General features: G+C 67.0%; 17 protein-coding genes and 2 tRNA genes. 10 read left to right on the top strand and 9 right to left on the bottom strand.

The genetic code is table 11. From position 1 onward, the window contains the following. Positions 1-33: 33 nt before the first annotated feature. Together KZX46_RS14965 and KZX46_RS14960 are read left to right on the top strand one after the other, a co-directional pair. Positions 34-591 (top strand): lytic transglycosylase domain-containing protein, encoded by a 558-nt coding sequence (locus KZX46_RS14965; protein WP_219774650.1) that lies wholly within the window; start codon positions 34-36, stop codon positions 589-591. Then, positions 588-1,067 carry a hypothetical protein gene (locus tag KZX46_RS14960; protein ID WP_219774649.1) on the top strand — a complete coding sequence of 160 codons (480 nt, stop codon included), beginning with the start codon at positions 588-590 and terminating at the stop codon, positions 1,065-1,067. Before KZX46_RS14965 ends, KZX46_RS14960 begins: the two co-directional genes overlap by 4 nt. A 36-nt stretch (positions 1,068-1,103) precedes the next feature. Here the strand turns inward: KZX46_RS14960 and KZX46_RS22950 are convergent, their stop codons facing one another. Further along, positions 1,104-1,868: a PEPxxWA-CTERM sorting domain-containing protein gene (locus KZX46_RS22950; RefSeq protein ID WP_226895982.1), complete on the bottom strand. Its 765-nt coding sequence runs from the start codon at positions 1,866-1,868 to the stop codon at positions 1,104-1,106. 107 nt (positions 1,869-1,975) lie between these two features. Between KZX46_RS22950 and KZX46_RS14950 the strand changes: the two genes are divergently transcribed. From KZX46_RS14950 to KZX46_RS14935, 4 genes are all read left to right on the top strand, one after another. Further along, positions 1,976-2,446, top strand: a complete 471-nt coding sequence (locus KZX46_RS14950; RefSeq protein WP_219774648.1) for a YaiI/YqxD family protein — start codon at positions 1,976-1,978, stop codon at positions 2,444-2,446. A 182-nt stretch (positions 2,447-2,628) separates the two neighbouring features. Beyond that, positions 2,629-3,504, top strand: a complete 876-nt coding sequence (locus KZX46_RS14945; protein WP_219774647.1) for a peptidylprolyl isomerase — start codon at positions 2,629-2,631, stop codon at positions 3,502-3,504. 26 nt (positions 3,505-3,530) lie between these two features. Next, positions 3,531-4,526: a sensor domain-containing diguanylate cyclase gene (locus KZX46_RS14940; protein ID WP_216707598.1), complete on the top strand. Its 996-nt coding sequence runs from the start codon at positions 3,531-3,533 to the stop codon at positions 4,524-4,526. Positions 4,527-4,604: 78 nt separating this feature from the next. Next, positions 4,605-6,479, top strand: coding sequence for an ABC-F family ATP-binding cassette domain-containing protein (locus KZX46_RS14935; protein WP_219774646.1), 1,875 nt, complete (start codon positions 4,605-4,607; stop codon positions 6,477-6,479). Here the strand turns inward: KZX46_RS14935 and KZX46_RS14930 are convergent. The 8 genes from KZX46_RS14930 to KZX46_RS14895 all read right to left on the bottom strand — a co-directional run bounded on the left by KZX46_RS14930 (position 6,391) and on the right by KZX46_RS14895 (position 15,552). After that, the gene (locus KZX46_RS14930; RefSeq protein WP_219774645.1) at positions 6,391-7,041 is read right to left on the bottom strand and encodes a biliverdin-producing heme oxygenase; all 651 of its coding nucleotides are present in this window, start codon (positions 7,039-7,041) and stop codon (positions 6,391-6,393) included. The genes KZX46_RS14935 and KZX46_RS14930 overlap by 89 nt on opposite strands. A 7-nt stretch (positions 7,042-7,048) precedes the next feature. Beyond that, positions 7,049-9,631 carry an HWE histidine kinase domain-containing protein gene (locus KZX46_RS14925; RefSeq protein WP_219777035.1) on the bottom strand — a complete coding sequence of 861 codons (2,583 nt, stop codon included), beginning with the start codon at positions 9,629-9,631 and terminating at the stop codon, positions 7,049-7,051. 304 nt (positions 9,632-9,935) lie between these two features. Beyond that, positions 9,936-10,781, bottom strand: coding sequence for an N-carbamoylputrescine amidase (gene aguB, locus KZX46_RS14920; RefSeq protein WP_219774644.1), 846 nt, complete (start codon positions 10,779-10,781; stop codon positions 9,936-9,938). After that, complete coding sequence (locus KZX46_RS14915; protein WP_219777034.1) at positions 10,778-11,128, bottom strand: DUF3147 family protein; 351 nt, start codon at positions 11,126-11,128, stop codon at positions 10,778-10,780. The genes aguB and KZX46_RS14915 overlap by 4 nt, the downstream gene beginning before the upstream one ends. Continuing rightward, complete coding sequence (locus KZX46_RS14910; protein ID WP_219774643.1) at positions 11,128-12,102, bottom strand: agmatine deiminase family protein; 975 nt, start codon at positions 12,100-12,102, stop codon at positions 11,128-11,130. Before KZX46_RS14910 ends, KZX46_RS14915 begins: the two co-directional genes overlap by 1 nt. Further along, positions 12,099-13,736, bottom strand: coding sequence for a M20/M25/M40 family metallo-hydrolase (locus KZX46_RS14905; protein WP_219777033.1), 1,638 nt, complete (start codon positions 13,734-13,736; stop codon positions 12,099-12,101). Before KZX46_RS14905 ends, KZX46_RS14910 begins: the two co-directional genes overlap by 4 nt. A 23-nt stretch (positions 13,737-13,759) precedes the next feature. Then, positions 13,760-14,539 (bottom strand): RlmE family RNA methyltransferase, encoded by a 780-nt coding sequence (locus KZX46_RS14900; protein ID WP_219774642.1) that lies wholly within the window; start codon positions 14,537-14,539, stop codon positions 13,760-13,762. Next, positions 14,536-15,552: a Ppx/GppA phosphatase family protein gene (locus tag KZX46_RS14895; protein ID WP_219777032.1), complete on the bottom strand. Its 1,017-nt coding sequence runs from the start codon at positions 15,550-15,552 to the stop codon at positions 14,536-14,538. The genes KZX46_RS14900 and KZX46_RS14895 overlap by 4 nt, the downstream gene beginning before the upstream one ends. Before the next feature lie 157 nt (positions 15,553-15,709). On the opposite strand from KZX46_RS14895, the gene KZX46_RS14890 reads away from it, so the two are divergent. The 4 genes from KZX46_RS14890 (at position 15,710) to KZX46_RS14875 (ending at position 18,216) form a co-directional block, all read left to right on the top strand. Beyond that, a tRNA-Gln gene (locus KZX46_RS14890) sits at positions 15,710-15,780 on the top strand. Between the two features lie 38 nt (positions 15,781-15,818). Then, entirely contained in the window at positions 15,819-16,682 is an 864-nt protein-coding gene (gene phhA / locus KZX46_RS14885) for a phenylalanine 4-monooxygenase (RefSeq protein WP_219774641.1), read from the top strand. A 30-nt stretch (positions 16,683-16,712) separates the two neighbouring features. After that, positions 16,713-16,788 (top strand) — tRNA-Ala (locus tag KZX46_RS14880). A gap of 45 nt (positions 16,789-16,833) precedes the next feature. After that, positions 16,834-18,216 (top strand): MFS transporter, encoded by a 1,383-nt coding sequence (locus tag KZX46_RS14875; protein WP_219774640.1) that lies wholly within the window; start codon positions 16,834-16,836, stop codon positions 18,214-18,216. Positions 18,217-18,267: the final 51 nt, after the last annotated feature.

Below are 18,267 nucleotides of genomic sequence, written 5' to 3'. Positions count from 1 at the left end.
GCGCGGCCACTGCTGCCACGTTAGACTGGCGGCATGAGCGAGACGCATCATCGCCTGCATCGGCCCGCTGCACCGTCGACGCCGCCTGGCCACCGGCCGGCAACTTTGGCGTCGCCGCATGCTCCCCCGCACCGCAAGCACAGCGTGCCGCTAAGCCATCGTCTGTCGTACGACGAGATCGCGGCACTGGTCAGCGCCAACAATGTCTCGGGGCAGCCCGACACGCTGATCATCGCCGTGATCTACAAGGAATCGCGGTTCGACCCGCTTGAGAAAAGCAAGGTCGCGGGATCGAGCGCGACCGGGTTGATGCAAATCACGCGCACCGCCGTCACCGAGGTCGACCGGGTCGACAAGACCAAGAGCGATTTCACGGCGATGACGTCGGCGGCGGCGAATATCAAGCTGGCTACCCGCTACCTCAAGCTGCGCATCGACCGCGCCGGCGGCGACGTTGCCAAGGGCCTCGACGGCTACGGCACCGGCCCCGGTTATGCGACGTCGATCGTCGCCGCCAACAGCCGCCTCACCGCGCTGTCCAAGGGCGGCGACCCGATGGCCGAACTCGCGGCGACGATCGGCAAATTTTGATTGCCTTGCTCGCTGCCGCCGCCGTTGCGGTAGCCGCCGCCCCGCCCGCCGCGCGCCTCGATGTCGACATCGGCAGCGCCAGCTATGCCGTAGCGGTCGAACGCGGCGGTGCGACGACGTCAGGGGCGCTGCACATCGATTGCATTGCCGCGTGCCGCTCTGCCGTCCATTTCACCGAAGCGGTCGACGACGTCCCGCTCGGGCTGTTCCGCCTGTGGGACGGCGACAATCTCGTCTTCACGACGTGGGGCGGCGGCTCGGTATACCGCGTCCGCGCTTACGCGATCAACGCGCGCGGAGTGCGCAAAGTCCTGGAGGCGGCGTCACGCGGCGCCCCGGCATTCACCACCGCGACCGATGGCACGACGGTCGTCGGCACCACCGAGCGCGGCGACCGCGACCCGCCGTCGGCTCCGCTCCACCGCGTCAGCTGGACGTGGCGGCACGACCATTTCGTCCGCCGGGCGACGCCGTGATATCGCTCATCGGCCGTCGCTTCGGCGGCGCTGAGATCAGCCGATACGGGCAGCGTGAACGCTGCGCCGCCGCAGGGCGCTGCCGATCAAGCCGAAGCCTACGATCATCAAAAGCCAGCTCGCCGGCTCGGGTACCGCAGTCGACGCGAAGGTCAGCTGCGTTACGGGAATGTAGAAGAAGTTCGCAAACCCCTTGATCGCAGTCGCCGAGCCAGTGGTTCCAACCGAGCCGAGCGTCGCACTGTGCGAGACCGCGTCGAGCGGGACAAAGGCTCCGACGGTGTCGTCGGCAAGCGTGTCGCGGATCGTGATCAGCAGGTCACCGCCCTGGTAGGCGTACGGTGTGGTGAAGCTGATCGTATAGAACGGGTTGTATGTCTGGTCGCCAATGAATGTGCCCGCGGCGATGCTCAGCGCGCCCGACCGCGCCGTGATCGTGTCGCCGCCGAGGTTATTGTCGAAGGTCCGGCTCAATCCTGCGATCGTGTTCGACGACGTGCCAACCTGAATATCGAACGACGTGTAATTGAGATCCTGATCGTTCGATTCGTATTCCGAATACATCCGAAAGCCGATGCCGGTGATCATCGTGCCGATGGCGACGCTCGAAAGCTGCGACGCGCCGTAGGCGATCTGCGTGACGAAGCCCGATGAAGACGTGTTTCCAAATGGCGAGTTTGCGTTGTGTTCGCTTTCGAGGGCCGCATTTTCCCCCGGTACGATCACCGTGCCCGCCTCGACCGGCGAGGCAATCGACGGGATGGCCAAAGCCAGCCCTGCAAAAATCATTAGCCTAAACATATAAGAACCCCCCTGATGTGCGAGCCATACCCGAATGTTGCGTAGACGGAAGGATAATCGTTACACCTATGACCGATAAGGACACACCGCTCCGACACAGACCGTCGATGATCCTTGTCGATGCCGACGCATGCCCGGTGAAGGACGAAATCTACCGCGTCGCCCGACGCCACGGCGTGCCCGTCAAGGTCGTCGCCAATTCGTATTTCCGGGTGCCCGCCGAACCGTTGTTCGAACAGGTCGTCGTTGGTGACGGCTTCGATGCTGCCGACGACTGGATCGCCGAGCGTGCCGCACCGGGGGTGATCGTCATCACCGGCGACATCCTGCTCGCCGACCGCGCGGTCAAGGCAGGAGCGACCGTGCTCGGCCACAACGGCCGCCCGTTCACCGCCACCAATGTCGGCACGGCGGTCGCGGCGCGCGCGCTCGCCGAGGATGCACGGGCGATGTCGTGGGCAGGCTCACGGTCGGGCGAGACGTCGCGCAGCGGGCCGGCCCCCTTCGCCGCTGCGGACCGCTCGCGCTTCCTGTCGGCACTCGACGAGGCGATTGGGCGGATTAGGCGCGGGCGATAAATCGCTGTCCTACATGGCGCGCGCAGGTCTAGCCTCCGCGCCGACGAGGACGACGGGAGGCGAGAATGCGCGTAGCCGAATACAGGAAATCGAACAAAGGAACCGATTCGGCTCACCAAGGCCTGCGTTTCAACGTGACGTGGCGTCAGGTTCGTCAACTTCCAACTATTTTCGCGCTGTCGATGTTCGCCATTCCGGTTGCCGCAGCCGCGCCGCCAGCCCCCGCCGCGCCAACCATCGCCGAGGTCGAATCGTCCGCACCGGCGGACGCCTGGCGGCCGGTCGCGCCTGAAAACCTGATGCTTGTCGACACCGCGAAGGGCACGCTGACGATCGAACTCGCCCCAGGCTTTGCTCCCGCCCATGTCGCGGCGATCCGCAAGCTGGTCCGCGACGGCGGCTTCACCGGCGGTGCCGTCGTCCGTGTCCAGGACAATTACGTCGTACAATTCGCAGCCAAGACCGCAGTCGCCACTGCCAACGCGCCGGGCGTTCCGGCGACCGCTCCCACCCTCCCCGCCGAATATGAGCGGCTTCGCGCGCAGGTACCGTTCACCCCGCTCCCGTTTCCCGACGCCTACGCACCGCAGGCCGGCTTCAGCGATGGCTGGCCGGTCGCGCGTGACGCCGATGCGGCGTGGCTGGTGCATTGCTACGGCATGGTCGGCGCCGGCCGCGACCTGCCGCCGTCGACCGGCGACGGGTCGGAGCTTTACGCCGTCATCGGGCACGCGCCGCGGCATCTCGATCGCAACATGGCGGTGGTTGGGCGCGTAATCGACGGCATCGCGCCGTTCGCGGCCTTGCCGCGCGGGACCGAGGCGCTCGGATTCTACAAGACCGACGCGGAAAAGTTGCCGATCACCGGGGCGCGGCTCGCGAGCAATGTTCCGCCGGGACAGCGCCCGTCGTACGAGGTGATGCGGACCGATACGCCGAGTTTTGCGGCGCTGATTGCTGCGCGCGCCAATCGCCGCGAGCCGTTTTTCCTCCGCCCCGCCGGCGGGGTCGACGTCTGCAATGTGCGAATTCCCGTACGTCTTATGGCTAAACATTAAAGTATTGGCGCTATGGGTGAAATATCATGGTGCAACGCTTCCCGATCACAACGCTGGTGCCACCGACCGTCACCCCCGACCGGCGCCTCGAACGCGTCCAGCACCGGTTCCGCCAGGCCGAGCGGATGGCTGGGATCGGCACATGGCGACTGACGATCGAGGACAATATTTGTGAGTGGTCCGATCATGTCTTTGCGATTCATGGCCTTGAGGTCGGCCCGCACCCGGGACTCGACATCGCGCTCGGATTCTACCCGCCCGAGAGCCGGGCGACGGTTTCGGACGCCGTTGCCCGGACGATCTCCACCGGCGAGCCATTCCTGTGCGAGACCGACCTTATTACCGCCCGCGGCGACCGGCGGCGAGTTCGCGCGATGGGTGAGATCGAGCTGCTCGACGGCGTCCCAGTCGCGGTGATCGGGGTGTTCCAGGACATTTCCGACCATTATGCGATCCAGCAGGGCTTGCGCCTCGCCGCCGCGACCGACGATCTAACCGGGCTGGCCAACCGCGGCGCATTCGAGCGCCACCTCTCCGAAAGCATCACCGCGAGCCGCTTGAGCGGCGCAGCGCTCGGGTTGCTGCTGATCGATCTCGACGGATTCAAGGCGGTCAACGACGCCTTCGGCCACCCGACCGGCGATACCGTGCTGCGCGACGTGGCGGGTGAGCTTCGACGGCATTGCCGGACGGACTGCTTCGCGGCGCGCATCGGCGGCGACGAATTCGCGATGATCGTCGGCGGCGTCACCGCCTCCACGCAACTCGACGCGCTCGTTGCGGCGCTGCTCGTCAGCCTCCGCCGCCCCATCCGCCGCGACGGTCGTAAGCTCGAAGTGTCGGCGAGCATCGGCATCGCATGGTGGACCGACGATAGCGACGGCAGCTCCGACCTGATCGCGCGCGCCGACGCCGCACTCTACGATGCCAAGCGCCAGGATCGCGGCTCGGCACGCATTTTCGGTAACCGCTTCATCTCGACCGGTGTCGCAAAGCGCGTGCCGCTCAAGGCGGTCGGGTAGCGCGATCGGCCCAAAGCCATCGCGTGCATCCCCCGGCATCCCTTCCGCAGTGCAGCATGACGTGATACACGCCGCCGCATGCTGACGATCAACGCCGTGACGGTGCGCCTTGGCGGGCGCGTCATCCTCGACCGCGCCTCCGCCGCGATTCCCCCCCGTGCGCGCGTCGGCCTGATCGGGCGCAACGGCGCGGGCAAGTCGACGCTGATGAAGCTGATCGCCAAGGTCAACGAGCCCGACGAAGGCGGCATCGACATGCCGCGCGGTGCTCGCATCGGCTATGTCGCGCAGGAGGCTCCCGCCGGTGCCGCGACGCCGTTTGAGACCGTCCTCGCCGCCGACGTCGAGCGCGCCGCGCTGCTCGCCGAGGAGGAGGGTCACCCCGACGCCCACCGTATCGGCGAGATCCACGAGCGCCTCAACGCGATCGACGCCCACACCGCCCCGGCCCGCGCCAGCCGCATCCTTGTCGGACTGGGCTTCGACGAGGCCGCGCAGCACCGTCCGCTCGACAGCTATTCGGGCGGCTGGCGGATGCGCGTTGCCCTCGCCGCCCTGCTGTTCTCGCAGCCCGACCTTTTGCTGCTCGACGAGCCATCGAACCACCTCGACCTCGAGGCGACGCTGTGGCTCGAAAGCTTCCTCAAGAGCTACCGCGCGACGATGGTCGTCATCAGCCACGAACGCGACCTGCTCAACAACGTCGTCGACTATATCCTCCACCTCGAAGGCGGGACGACGACGCTGTATGCCGGCGGCTACGACGACTTCGAGCGCCAGCGCAACGAGCGGCTCGCCCAGTTGGCCTCGGCGCGCGAGGCACAGGCGACCCAGCGTGCCAAGCTGACCGACTATATCGCGCGTAACTCGGCCCGCGCCTCGACCGCGAAGCAGGCGCAGTCGCGGATGAAGGCACTGGCGAAAATGCAGCCGATCGCCGAGGCCGCGAACGACCCGAGCCTGGTATTCGACTTCCCCTCGCCCGCCGTGCTCAAGCCACCTCTGGTTCAGCTCGATCACGCTGCTGTCGGATACGATGGCACGCCGATCCTTGAGCAGGTCGACCTGCGCCTCGACCCCGACGACCGGCTGGCGCTGCTCGGGCGCAACGGCAACGGCAAGACGACGCTCGCGCGGCTACTCGCGGGACAGCTTCCCGCGATGGAGGGGCATATCGGCATGTCGACCAAACTCAAGGTCGGCTATTTTACTCAGTATCAGGTCGAGGAACTCGACAGCGACGACACCCCGCTTGCCCACATGGGACGGCTGATGCCCGGGGCGAAACCGGCGGCGGTGCGCGGCCAGCTGGGGCGCTTCGGCTTCTCGGGGCTGATGGCCGAACAGAAGGTCGGCAAGATGTCGGGTGGCGAAAAGGCGCGGCTCGCGCTGGCGCTGATTACCCGCGATGCCCCGCACCTGCTCATCCTCGACGAGCCGACCAACCACCTTGACGTCGATGCGCGCGAGGCGCTGGTCCAGGCGCTCGCCGATTACGGCGGCGCGGTCGTCGTTGTCAGCCACGATCGACACATGCTCGAAGCGACCGCCGACCGGCTGGTGCTCGTCGAGGACGGCCACGCGACCGAGTTCTCGGGCTCGCTCGACGACTATACCGATCGCGTCCTCGGCCGCGGCGACGCCCGCCCCGAGAAGCGCCCTGCCCCCGCTAAGTCAGAGAAAAAGGCGGCAAGGCAGGAGTCGGCGGGCGACCGGGCAAAGTCGGTCGTCATGCGCCGGACCGCACGCGAGGCGGAGGCTGACATCACCCGGCTGACCGCGCGGCTGGCACAGCTCGACACTGCGCTTGGCGACCCGACGAAAGCGACCGGGGCAGACCGGCTGGCCGGCGTCCCCGCACTCCTCAAGACGCGGGCGACGGTGGAGAAAGCGCTGGCGGAAGCTGAGGCGAAGTGGATGGCGGCGAGCGAAGCGCTCGAAGCGGCGGCATAGCGACGGCGGCATAGGCGCGTTCGAAACTGGCGAAGGCCGCGAGCGCCGCCGCAATACACTCGTCTTCCGCTCGTGCGTCGAGCGGCAGCGCCTCGAGCACCCGCAGGAAGGCCGACCAGCTTTTCGGGATCGCCGTCTGCCGTGCAAAGTGCCGGGCGCCAAACGCGGGGCTCATGCCCAGCGCATGCGCGCGCAGAGCAAGCTGCCGCCCGCCGAGTGCCGATCCCTCGAGGACGTAGAGACTGCCGATCGTCTGCGCCGCCGACATCAGCGGGCCTGCGGCATCCGGGGCGGATCGAGGATCTGCGCCGCGGACATCGGCGATATCGGCACGCAGCGCCGGGGCAATGAGTCGGTCGGGCCACATCTCGAAAAATGTCGTTGCACCACTTTCGGTCAGCGCGCGTTCGAGCGGTTCGCGCGCCTCCAACGTCGCGTAGAGATAGGCGGCGTACGATCGACGGTCATCGAAGAAGCCTGCGTGATCGACGATCGCATCGAGCCTGCGGTGCGCGTGAACGGTAGCCGATCGCAGGCGCGAGCGCCGGTCGGGGCTGGTCAAGACGGGCTCATCCAGGACTGCCGAAGCCGAGCCTCCGCAGCAGCGGGACCAGTTGCGCAGTGCCATAAGGTTTGCCGATCACAGGTGCATTGGCATGCCCACGGTCCTGCAGGTCACCGTCATAACCGGTGGCAAACGCGAACGGAATCCCCCGAAGTAACAGGACATCGGCGACGCCGAGGCTCGTCTCCACACCGAGGTTAAAGTCGAGCAAGGCGAACTGAAACACTTGGGCGTCGAGCGCGTCGAGGGCTTCGGTCACCGACGCGGCCATCGTCACATGCGCCGCTCCGAGCGACTGGAGCATCTCGGCACAATCCATCGCGATGATGATATTGTCTTCGACAAGCAGCACGTTCAGCCCCGCCAGCAGTGACGATCGATCCGCAACGAGCGCCACTGTCTGCGCTGGCGATACCGTCGTCGACACCCCCGCAAGATGCCGCGCGGGTATTTTGAAGCAGGCTGAAAAGCCTGATGCGCCGTATTCGACCGCTGCCGTGCCGCCTAGGTCGTACGGGATGGCGCGCTCGATGATCGTCGATCCGAATCCCCGGCGCGTCGGCGTGGCGACCGGCGGCCCTCCCCGCTCGACCCAGTCGACCAGCAGATCGCCATCGTCATCGGATCGCCAATCGATCGCGACAACGCCGGTCGACGACAACGCCCCATATTTGGCGGCGTTGGTCATCAGTTCGTGGAAGACGAGGGCAAGCGTCGTGAATGCTGCCGGGTAGACGAGGATATTTGCCCCGTCGATACTGACCCTATCACGCCGATTGTCCAGATACGCCGCCGCTTCGGTTGCAACTAGGTCCTTCAGATTGGCCGGCCCCCAGCGGTCGCTGGTGATCTGGTCGTGCGCTCGCGCCAGCGACTGGACACGGTAGTCGAGCGTAGTGACGAATGCCTCGACGGTTTCGGCGCCGCCGCGCGTCTGCGAAATCAAACCTTGGATCAGCGCAAGAATATTGCGGACACGGTGATTAAGCTCGGCGATGAGCATGTCCTGCCCGCGGACCGGCGCTTCCGGCACGACATCGCTCGAGTGAAACCGGGACTCTCCCAGCGCCGCTCTGATCGTTTCCGCCGCTTCTTGCTCGGACGCCGTGAATGGTTCGCATTTGCCGTGAACCAGTTCGGCCCAGGCCTCGAAGCTTTGGCGCGGGCTGATCTTTCCGTTGTGCTCGGTCGCCTGTTTATCGGGATCACCGGCCCAGTTCCGGATCTGCGTGAGTTCCGATCGGAACAGCAGGATGAAATCTTGCGGACCACGCATGAGTGGGATCGCGATAAACCCGGCGGCGCCGTCCAACGAACCAGGCGTCATCAGCGATGCCGCGCAATCGGTGGCGAAGATCTTGTGTAAGGATTGTTCGGCCAGCATCGACGCCACCACTTTGCACGCGTCGGTGCTGGGCGTCTTGCCGGTCGGCCAGACTGCTCCGTCGATGCAAATCGCCATGCCGTCACCCGGGATCGTGTCGAAGATCAATTCGGCGAGCCGTCGTGCATCTTGCAAGACGCTCTGGTCGTGCGCCACTTCGGCGACCAGCAGCGCCGCGAGCGCCCGGGCGCGTTGATCATGCATGTCGGCTTCACGGCGAAGCCTGCCCTCGAGTTGCATCGAGAACATCTCGCCGAAGAGCTCGGCCGCAGTCCGGTACGCGAAGCTGGGCAGTCTCGCCGCGGGGTGGTGGCAGGCGAATAGGCCCCACAGCTTGCCATCCACGATGATCGAGATCGACAGCGACGCAGCAACTTCCATGTTGCGCAGATATTCGATGTGGACCGGCGCAACGGCGCGAAGCACCGACAGCGATTGGTCGAGCGGCGGAACGGCATCGCGCTCTGACAGGGCGACAAGCGGGACCGGTTCGGCCGCAACATCGGCGATGATCCGAAACGAGTTGCGGAGGTACAGCGCGCGCGCCTGCACCGGTATATCCGATGCCGGATAGTGCAATCCCATGTAACTATTCTGATATCCCCGCAGGGCCTCGGCGACCACTTCCCCATGCCCTTGGGCACCGAGGCGATAAATCATGACGCGGCCGAAGCCGGTCAGCGCCTGCACGTGGCGCGTTGCATCTCGATAGAAAGCGGGCAGCCCAATGCTGTGCTTGAGCCGCGCGACCATCGCCCGGATCAGTGCCGCGGCTTCGCGCTCGTCGGCGACGGCGGGTTCGGCTTCGATGACGAGCGCGTCACCTGCGCGGTGCAGTGCGACGTCGAACGGCGGCTGGCCCGCGATCAGCACGATGGCAAATGTTCGCTGGACCGCATCGGGGCCAAACAACGTGACCGCGAGATTGCGTAGCGTATGCGCCGCAACCGGATCGACGTTAGAGATGAGCGGTTGGCCGAGCCACGCTTCCGGCGGCCATCCAGTAAACGCCTCTATGTTCGCCGAAACTTTGCTGACCACCCAGTCCGGAGTCAGTACGACTAGAAAACCGTGGGGCTGTATACGTCCGGGAACATGGATCGGCTCGAGATCGCAGTTGTTAAGATCGAGCGATTCTGCGGTTGCCTTAAGGGATCGACCATCGTCAATCGCGAAGAGGCCTGCAGCTGCATCCGACGGCATGACGGGCGGCGGGTCGGCGACGTGAATGGCATCCATCGCGAGTTCCGATCCTTGGCAGAGCGAAAAGCGCGGTAGGCACCCCCCGATTCGAACTTGACCGGGACAAAGGGTCGGAGCGCATGGCCCAAGGTCCGCCGCAAGCAACGACCGAATATGGCTCCGTAACAGTTATCCCTCGATCACGCTTATACTATTTGGTCACGCGGCGAGGGCGTCGACAGTGTCCACGTAATGACTGGCCTGCGCGCTGCCGCGCCGTACATTTTGCAGCGCCGATCACCCAGCGAGACGATCTCGATCCGGGTCAGATGTCCTGCGCCAGACGCGCGTAAAGCTCGGGCCGCCGGTCGCGGAAGAATCCGAAGCTCGCGCGGTTGGCGCGGACTTCGGCGAGGTCGAACGTCGCGACGACTGCGCCCTGCTCGTCGGTCGGCAGCTCGTCGACGATGTCGCCGCGCTGGTCGGCGATGAAGCTGTTGCCGTAGAAGCGCTGGTCTTCCTCGACGCCGGTGCGGTTGGCCGCGACCACGGGAACGACGTTCGACACCGCGTGGCCGATCATCGCGCGGATCCACATCCGCCGCGTGTCGAGGTTCGGCTCGGCGGGCTCGGAGCCGATCGCGGTCGGGTAGAACAGAATCTCTGCCCCCATCAGCATCATCGCGCGCGCGCTTTCCGGAAACCACTGGTCCCAGCAGATGCCGACGCCGATCCGGCCATGGTCGGTGTCCCAGACCTTGAAGCCAGTATTACCGGGGCGGAAGTAGAATTTCTCCTCATACCCCGGGCCATCAGGGATGTGGCTCTTGCGATAGACGCCCATGACATTGCCGCGGCGGTCGATCATCGCGAGGCTGTTGTAATAATGCGGGCCGTCGGCCTCGAAGAACGAGCACGGGATGTAGGTGCCGGTGTCCTTCGCCACCGCCTGCATCGCGATCACCGAGGGGTGGGACGCTGTCGGGAAGGCACGCGCGAAGAAGCGGTCGTGTTCGTGGCGGCAGAAGTAATAGCCTTGGAATAGTTCAGGCGGGAGGATGACCTGCGCCCCCCTTCTCGCCGCGTCGCGAACAGCGGCGACGGTCGCGGCGATATCGGCGTCCATGTCGTCGGTGAAGGCGAGCTGGAGCGCGGCGGCGGTGATGGTCATAGGGCAATCCCGAAACGCGACAGGGCCGCGACCATGCCGAGATAGAGCAGCATCGTGACAAGACAACCGATGCCGAGCGCGGGCGCGAAGGCCATGCCGCCGCGGAGCAAAGCGGGGATGATCAGGAACATCGGCAGCGACGGCAGGACATACCAGAAGGTCGCCCCCGCGTGCGCCGCGAGCCGAGCCCGATCGCCGGTGTCACGCCAAAGCCAGATCATGCCGAGGATCGACACCAGCGGCAGCGACGCGATCAGCGCTCCTCCCGCCGGATAGCGGCGCGCGACTTCGGACACGGTCGCGACGATCGCCCCCGATATCACCGCCTTGACCAGCCAGTAGCCGATCACGCTGGCTGTTGCTGGGTAATGCAATGAAAGCTCCCGCCGCCGGTCAGGATCGCGTTGGCGCGCAGGCCGACGACACGGCGCCCGGGGAAGAAGCCGCCGATCGCAGCGACCGCCGCCGCGTCGTTGGCGGCGCCATAGGTCGGGACGACGACGATGCCGTTGGCGACGTACCAGTTCATGTAGCTCGCCGGCACCGCGACCCCGTCGACCTCGACGAGCCCCGGCGACGGCACGCGGACGACGTCGACGCCGAACGCTGTGGCACGGTCGTGGGCGTCGTCATAAACCTCGGCATTCGGATCGTCGCTGCCCGCAGCGGCCGGCAGCGCGAGCACCCCGGGCGCGACGAAGCGTGCGAGGTTGTCGACATGCCCATCGGTATGGTCGTTGGCCAGACCGTCGCCGAGCCAGAGGACGCGGTCGAGGCCGAGATCGCGGCGCAGGTGCGCCTCGACTTCGAAGCGGTCCATCCCGGGATTGCGGTTGGGGTTGAGTAGGCAGGCTTCGGTGGTCACGCATCGCCCCGTGCCGTCGACCTCGATCGCCCCGCCCTCGAGCACCCAATCGTGCTTGGCCAGCGGCACGCCCGCGCCGTGGGCGACGAAAGCGCCAACGGCGTCGTCGCCCTCGAGCAGATATTTGCCGCCCCAGCCGTTGAAGCGGAACCCGGCGGCGGCGGGACCGGCGGCGGACGCCATGAACAGCGGTGCGGTGTCGCGGAGCCAGATGTCGCCGAACGGCTGGTGGTGAAAACGGACGCTCGCGCCATGGAGCGCTTCATGCGCCGATGCCGCTGCCTCCTCGGTGCCGACGAGCAACTCGACCCGTTCATGCTCGGCGATCGCCCAGATCATCGCCGCGACCTCGGCGCGCGCCGGTAGCAGGTCGTCCTGCCACAGCGCCGGATCGCTCGGCCACGCGGTCCATGTCGCGGCGTGGGGCATCCACTCCGCGGGCTGGCGGGCGGTCACTTGCGCAGGCTCGCGGTGGTGTCGCGGATCGCGCGGAATTCGCTCCCCGGATACCAGTTCGGCCAGTCGTGGCCGTCGGCAAGCTCCCGCCCGACCGCATAATACAGGTCGAGGTCCTCGACCGCGCCCGCCCACGTCCAGGTCGGGTCGTAATTATCCGACGGCTGGTGGTAGCGGTGCGCGGTATAATCGTCCGCCGCCGCCTGCCCCGCCGCCTTGCCGCCGTCGATCAGGTCGACCCCGCTGGCACCGCGGAACATCGGCACGCCGAGCTTGGCGAAGCTGAAGTGGTCGGAGCGGAAATAGCCGCCCTTTTCGGGACTCGGCTCGGGCGCGACGTAGCGGCCCTGCGCCTTCGCCACCGCGGTCGCCATCGTGTCGAGGTCGGACTTGCCGCCGCCGCTGAGGACGATGTCGTGGGTCCGGCCGCCGACCGCGAGCCCGTCCATGTTGACCCCGCCTGCCGTAAGCGCGAGCGGATAGATCGGATGCTCGGCGTAATAGCGCGACCCGAGCAGCCCCGACTCCTCGCCGGTGACCGCCATGAACGCGACCGTCCGCTCCGGCTTCGGCCCCTTCTCGAACGCCTCGGCGAGTGCGAGCACCCCGGCGACGCCGCTGGCGTTGTCGACCGCGCCATTACAGATATCGTCGCCGGTCTTGTCCGCCGGGCAGCGCCCGAGGTGATCCCAATGCGCGGTGATGAACACCGTTTCCTCGGGGTATTTGGTGCCGGGGACGACGCCGATGACGTTCTTCGACGCCGACCGCGCGATCGTGCTGGTCAGGGTGGCCGAGACGCTCAGGTTCAGCGGAACGGCGTGGAAGCCCTTCGTCTGCGCCGCCTTCGTCAGCGTCGCCAGATCCTGCCCGCCAGCGTTCAACATCCGCTCGGCCGCGGCGCGCGTGATCCAGCCTTCGACCCCGACGCGGCCCTTGCCCTTGTCGGCACTGTCGAGGTCGATCTGCGGCCCCGTCCAGCTGGTGGTGATGACGTTCCAGCCGTAGCCCGCCGGCTCGGTATCGTGGATGACGAAGGCGGCGGCCGCCCCGTGGCGCGCCGCCTCTTCGAACTTGTAGGTGTAGCGACCATAATATGTCATCGCCCGGCCTTCGAACGGCCCGGCGTCCCTGCCCGCCGCCTTCGTCTGCCAGTCGGGGTCGTTGACGAGGAAAACGACCGTCTTGCCGCGGACGTCGAGCCCGGCGTAGTCGTCCCAGCCCTTCTCAGGCGCGGTGATGCCGTAGCCGACGAAGACGACGGGTGCGTTGAGCATCTGCGTTGCGACCTGCCGCTTGGTCCACAGGACCACATCGGTGCCGTAGCTCAGGTCCGTCCGCTTGCTAGCCCGGCACTCCCATGTGCCGTTGGCGCAATAGGTCATCGTCAACGGCGTCGGCGCGGTCGTGATCGTCACCAGCGGCACATCCTGCGTCCACTGCCCATGATTGCCGGGCGTCAGCCCGATCGCCTGCATCCGCTGCGTGATATATGCGACCGCCTTGTCGCCACCGGGAGTACCCGGCCGCCGCCCCTCGAACGCGTCCGAAGCGAGCGTCGCCGTATCGCGCTTGAGGCTGGCGTTGCTGATCCCCGACACCGGGAGCGCGACCGCCGACGTGGCGAGCAGCATGGCGATAAGGGCTGGAATCGACTTCACTCGATGCTCCTCGGCACGTCTTCTTTGTTAATGTCGTCGTTCATGACACCGGCGTCGGCATCGCACAACGCCACCCGCCCCTTGAATCCTTGCGCAACGACGTACCATTCGGACGACCCCGCGCGGCTCGCCGGGGGCTTGGCGTGCTTGACCGCCGCGAAGTGCCGCTTGAGCTCGCCGACCAGCCCCGGATCGGCCCCGCCCGCGAGGACCTTGGCGACGAACGCGCCGCCGGGGCGCAGCATGTCGACCGCGAAGGCGAGCGCGTGCTCGACCAGCGCCATCGTTCGGATATGGTCGGTCATCTTGTGACCGACGGTGTTCGCCGCCATGTCGGACAGGACGAGGTCGGCGTCTCCGCCCAGCGCCTCGCGCAGCATCGCCTCGGTGTCGTCGGCGAGGATGTCCTGCTGGAAGATCGTCACCCCCGCGATCGGCTCGATCGGCAGCAGGTCGATCGCGACGATCTTCGCCTTGGGGCGCGCCTTCAGCACGATCTGGCACCAGCCGCCGGGCGCGGCGCCAAGGTCTATGACGCGCGTGACGTGCTGGAGCAGGTTAAAGCGGTCGTCGAGCTCGGCGAGCTTGAACGCCGCCCGGCTGCGGAACCCCGCCGCCTTCGCCGCCTTGACATACGGGTCGTTCAGCTGCCGTTCGAGCCAGCGGTTCGACGAGTTCTTGCGCTTCTTGGCGGTCAGCACGCGGACCTTGCCGCCCTGGCTACGCCCAGAACCGCCACCCGATTTCACGCCACCCGACTTGCTCCCGACCGTCATCGGCTATCCCGGCCCATCAGCGTTCGCAGGATGCCCTCGCGGATGCCGCGATCGGCGACACGGAGGGTTTCGCTCGGCCAGGCGTCCATGATCGCCTCGAGGATGGCGCATCCCGCGACGACGAGATCGGCGCGATCGGCGCCGATGCCGGGAACCGCCGCGCGTTCACTGGGCGAGCGCGCGGCGAGCATCGCCGAAATCGCGCGCATCGAGATCGCGGTGACGGTGCAGCCATCGACCTTGCGCCGGTCATAGCTCGACAGGCCGATGGCGATGCTGGCGAGGGTCGTGATCGTCCCCGAAGTGCCGAGGAGCTGCAGCAATCCCGGCGCCATCCCCGTCACGCGCTGCAGGAACCCGCCGAGATGATCGTCGACCCGCCTCTTCAGCCGATCGTAAGCCGCGGCGCGATCGTCGGGCGGACAGTCGAACAGTTCGGTCTCGGCGAGACTGACGACGCCCCACGGCACGCTCGTCCATGCAAGGATCGCGGACGTGGTCGGATCGACGAGGATCAGCTCGGTCGAGCCGCCGCCGATGTCGAAGACCAGCGCCGGCGGGCCCGCGGGATCGATCAACGACGCGCAGCCGAGGACCGCGAGCCGCGCCTCCTCCGCCGGCGAGATGACGTCGAGCGCGATGCCGGTGACCTCGAAGACCCGAGCGACGAATTCGGTCCCGTTCGACGCCCGGCGGCACGCCTCGGTCGCGACGTTGCGGGTCAGCGTCACCCCGCGACGGGCAAGCTTGTCGGCGCAGATGCCGAGCGCCGCGACGCCTCGGTCCATCGCCGCATCGGACAGACGGCCGGTATGCATCAAGCCTTCGCCGAGGCGGACGACGCGCGAAAAGGCATCGACGATCGTGATCCCGTCGGGGCTGCCACCGGGCCGGGCGATCAGCAGGCGGCAATTATTGGTGCCGAGGTCGAGCGCGCCATACGTGCGCCGCGCTCCCCGACTGCTCGGCGCGATACGGCGGGAGGAGACGCCGGGGTCGGCGATAACGGACATGTCCACGGCTAAAAACAACCTTCGCGGCGGCAAAACCAGACGTCCCGCACCGAACTTGCAGGCAACTTAGCACAGCGACTCCGCCTTGACACCCCGCCCGCCAAGACTTCGCGTTGACACCCCGGCGGCGCGTGCCTTAAACGGCGCGCCACGGCATTGCCCTGTCGTCTAAAGGTAAGACCACAGACTCTGACTCTGTTAATCGAGGTTCGAATCCTCGCGGGGCATCCGTTTCCTGTTTCAGGACAAGCTGCTATCATTGCCCGGTGATTACCGCCGCACCGCCCGAGCATGCCGCCGCCGACTGGACGATCGACCAGCGATGGGCCGATTATACCCCGGCCGATCACGCGCTCTGGGACCGGTTGTACGCCCGCCAGACCGAGCAGCTCGCCGACCGGGCGCACCCCGCATTCCTCGACGGACTCGCGACGCTCGATCTGTCGAAGCCCGGCATCCCCGACTTCGAGGAAATGAGCGACCGGCTCGAGGCCGTCACCGGCTGGCGCGTCGTCGCGGTCCCGGGTCTCGTCCCCGACGCGGTCTTCTACCAGCATCTCGCCGAGCGTCGCTTCGTTGCGGGCAACTTCATCCGCTCAGCGAGCCAGATCGACTATCTCGAAGCCCCCGACGTCTTCCACGACGTTTTCGGCCACGTCCCCCTGCTCAGCGACCCGGTCTTTGCCGACTATATGCAGGCCTACGGCCAGGGCGGCCTGCGCAGCCTAAAGTTCGATGCACTGACCCGGCTGTCGCGGCTCTACTGGTACACCGTCGAGTTCGGCCTCGTCCGCCACGACGGCGACCTCAAGCTGTACGGCGCGGGCATCGTCTCGAGCCACGGAGAGAGCGTCTTCGCGCTCGATGACGCGTCGCCGCACCGGATCGGCTTCGACCTCGGGCGGGTGATGCGGACGCCGTACAAGATCGACGATTATCAGGCGCTCTACGTCGTCATCGACAGCTTCGAGCAGCTGCTGCGGACAACGCTCGATACCGATTTCGCCCCGCTTTACACCGCGCTGGCGACGCAGCCGGACATCGCGATCACCGACCTGCAGCCCGGCGATACGGTGATAAACCGGGGCACGCAGCGCCACGGCAAAACGGTCGTTGCAAGCGTCGGCTAGCGCCCCTATACGGACCGCCTTCCGTCGTGTGGGGCAGTAGCTCAGATGGGAGAGCGCAGCAATCGCACTGCTGAGGTCAGGGGTTCGATCCCCCTCTGCTCCACCAACGCCGCACCGGGAAACCATCGTTTCCCCGGTGCCTAAGGACCGCGTGTCGAACATCCGCTCCATCGCCGGCATCGCCGGGCTATCCTTCGGTACGGCGCTGGTCGTCATCGACGGCGGGATCGCCAACGTCGCGCTGCCGACGATCGCACATGACCTTGGCACCGATGCGTCGGCGGCGGTGCTGATCGTCACGGTGTACCAGCTGGTCCTCGTCATGGCCCTCCTCCCTTTGTCGGCGGTCGGCGAGCGGATCGGCCTGCGTCGGTTGTACCAGGGCGGACAGGTCCTGTTCGCCTGCGCCAGCCTGCTCGCCTTCTTCGCCCACAGCCTGCCATTCCTGCTCATCGTCCGGATGCTCCAGGCGCTCGGCGCGGGCGCGGCGCTCAGCGTCACCTCGGCGATGCTGCGGACCCTGTATGCCCCCGAGCATCTCGGTCGCGGACTCGGCCTCAACAGCGTCGTCGTCTCGGCGGCGGCGGCGCTGGCCCCGACCGCCGGAGGCCTGATCCTCGGTGTCGCGAACTGGCCGTGGCTGTTCACCGCCGCTGCGCCGCTGGCAATATTCTCGCTCGCCCTCGGACGCTTTCTGCCCAACCCCAAGCCGCGCGCCGAACCGTTCGACTTCACCGGCGCGCTGCTGTCGGCGGCGACCTTCGGGTTGATCATCGGCGGGCTCGAGAGCGCGGTCCATGGCGGCTCGCCGGTCGTATCGGCGGCAATCACCGGCATCGGGGTCATCTTCGCCGTCGTCCTTGTCCGCAATCAGCGGCGGCAACTGCGCCCGGTGTTCCCCGTCGACCTGCTCGCGCGGCCGGTGGTGGCGCTGTCGGCGCTCGGCGGGTTCGTCGTCTTCGTCGCGTCGATGACCATCCTCATCTCGCTGCCCTTCCGGCTCGAGCATAGCTACGGCTTCACCCCGCAGCAGGTCGGGGCGATGATTGCGCCGTGGCCGCTGACGACGCTGTTCGTCGCGCCGCTCGCCGGCACGCTATCGGACAAGTACCCCGCCGGGCTGCTCGGCGGCATCGGCATGGCGATCGCGATTGCCGGGCTGCTGACTGTCGCGATGCTGCCCGCCCACCCGGTCTATTTCGACATCGCGTGGCGGCTCTCGCTGTGTGGGGCGGGGTTCGGCCTGTTCATGTCGCCGAACGCCCGGCTGATTGTGGGCTCGTCGCCGCGGGAGCGCGCGGCGTCGGCCGGCGGCCTCGTCTCGACGCTGCGCCTGTGCGGGCAGACGACCGGAGCGACCCTCGTCGCGGCGCTGCTTGCGGTGGGCATCGGCGGGGGTTCGGTCCCGGCGCTCGTCGCTGCGGGTCTCGCGATGATCGCCGGGCTGTGCAGCATCGCCCGGCTCAATCCGGCAATCCGGCTGCCGAGCGCCGTCGAGACCCAGACCGTCCAACCGGCACCCCGCCTGACCTAGCGAACCCGCTGGATCGTCCCTCGCCGACGCCGTATCATCGTCCCCGCGAGC

The organism is Polymorphobacter sp. PAMC 29334 (assembly GCF_019431245.1).
Classification (GTDB): Bacteria; Pseudomonadota; Alphaproteobacteria; order Sphingomonadales; family Sphingomonadaceae; genus Polymorphobacter_B; species Polymorphobacter_B megasporae.
Note: the sequence above shows the minus strand (reverse complement) of the source record. Positions and strands in the feature narration are given on the sequence as shown.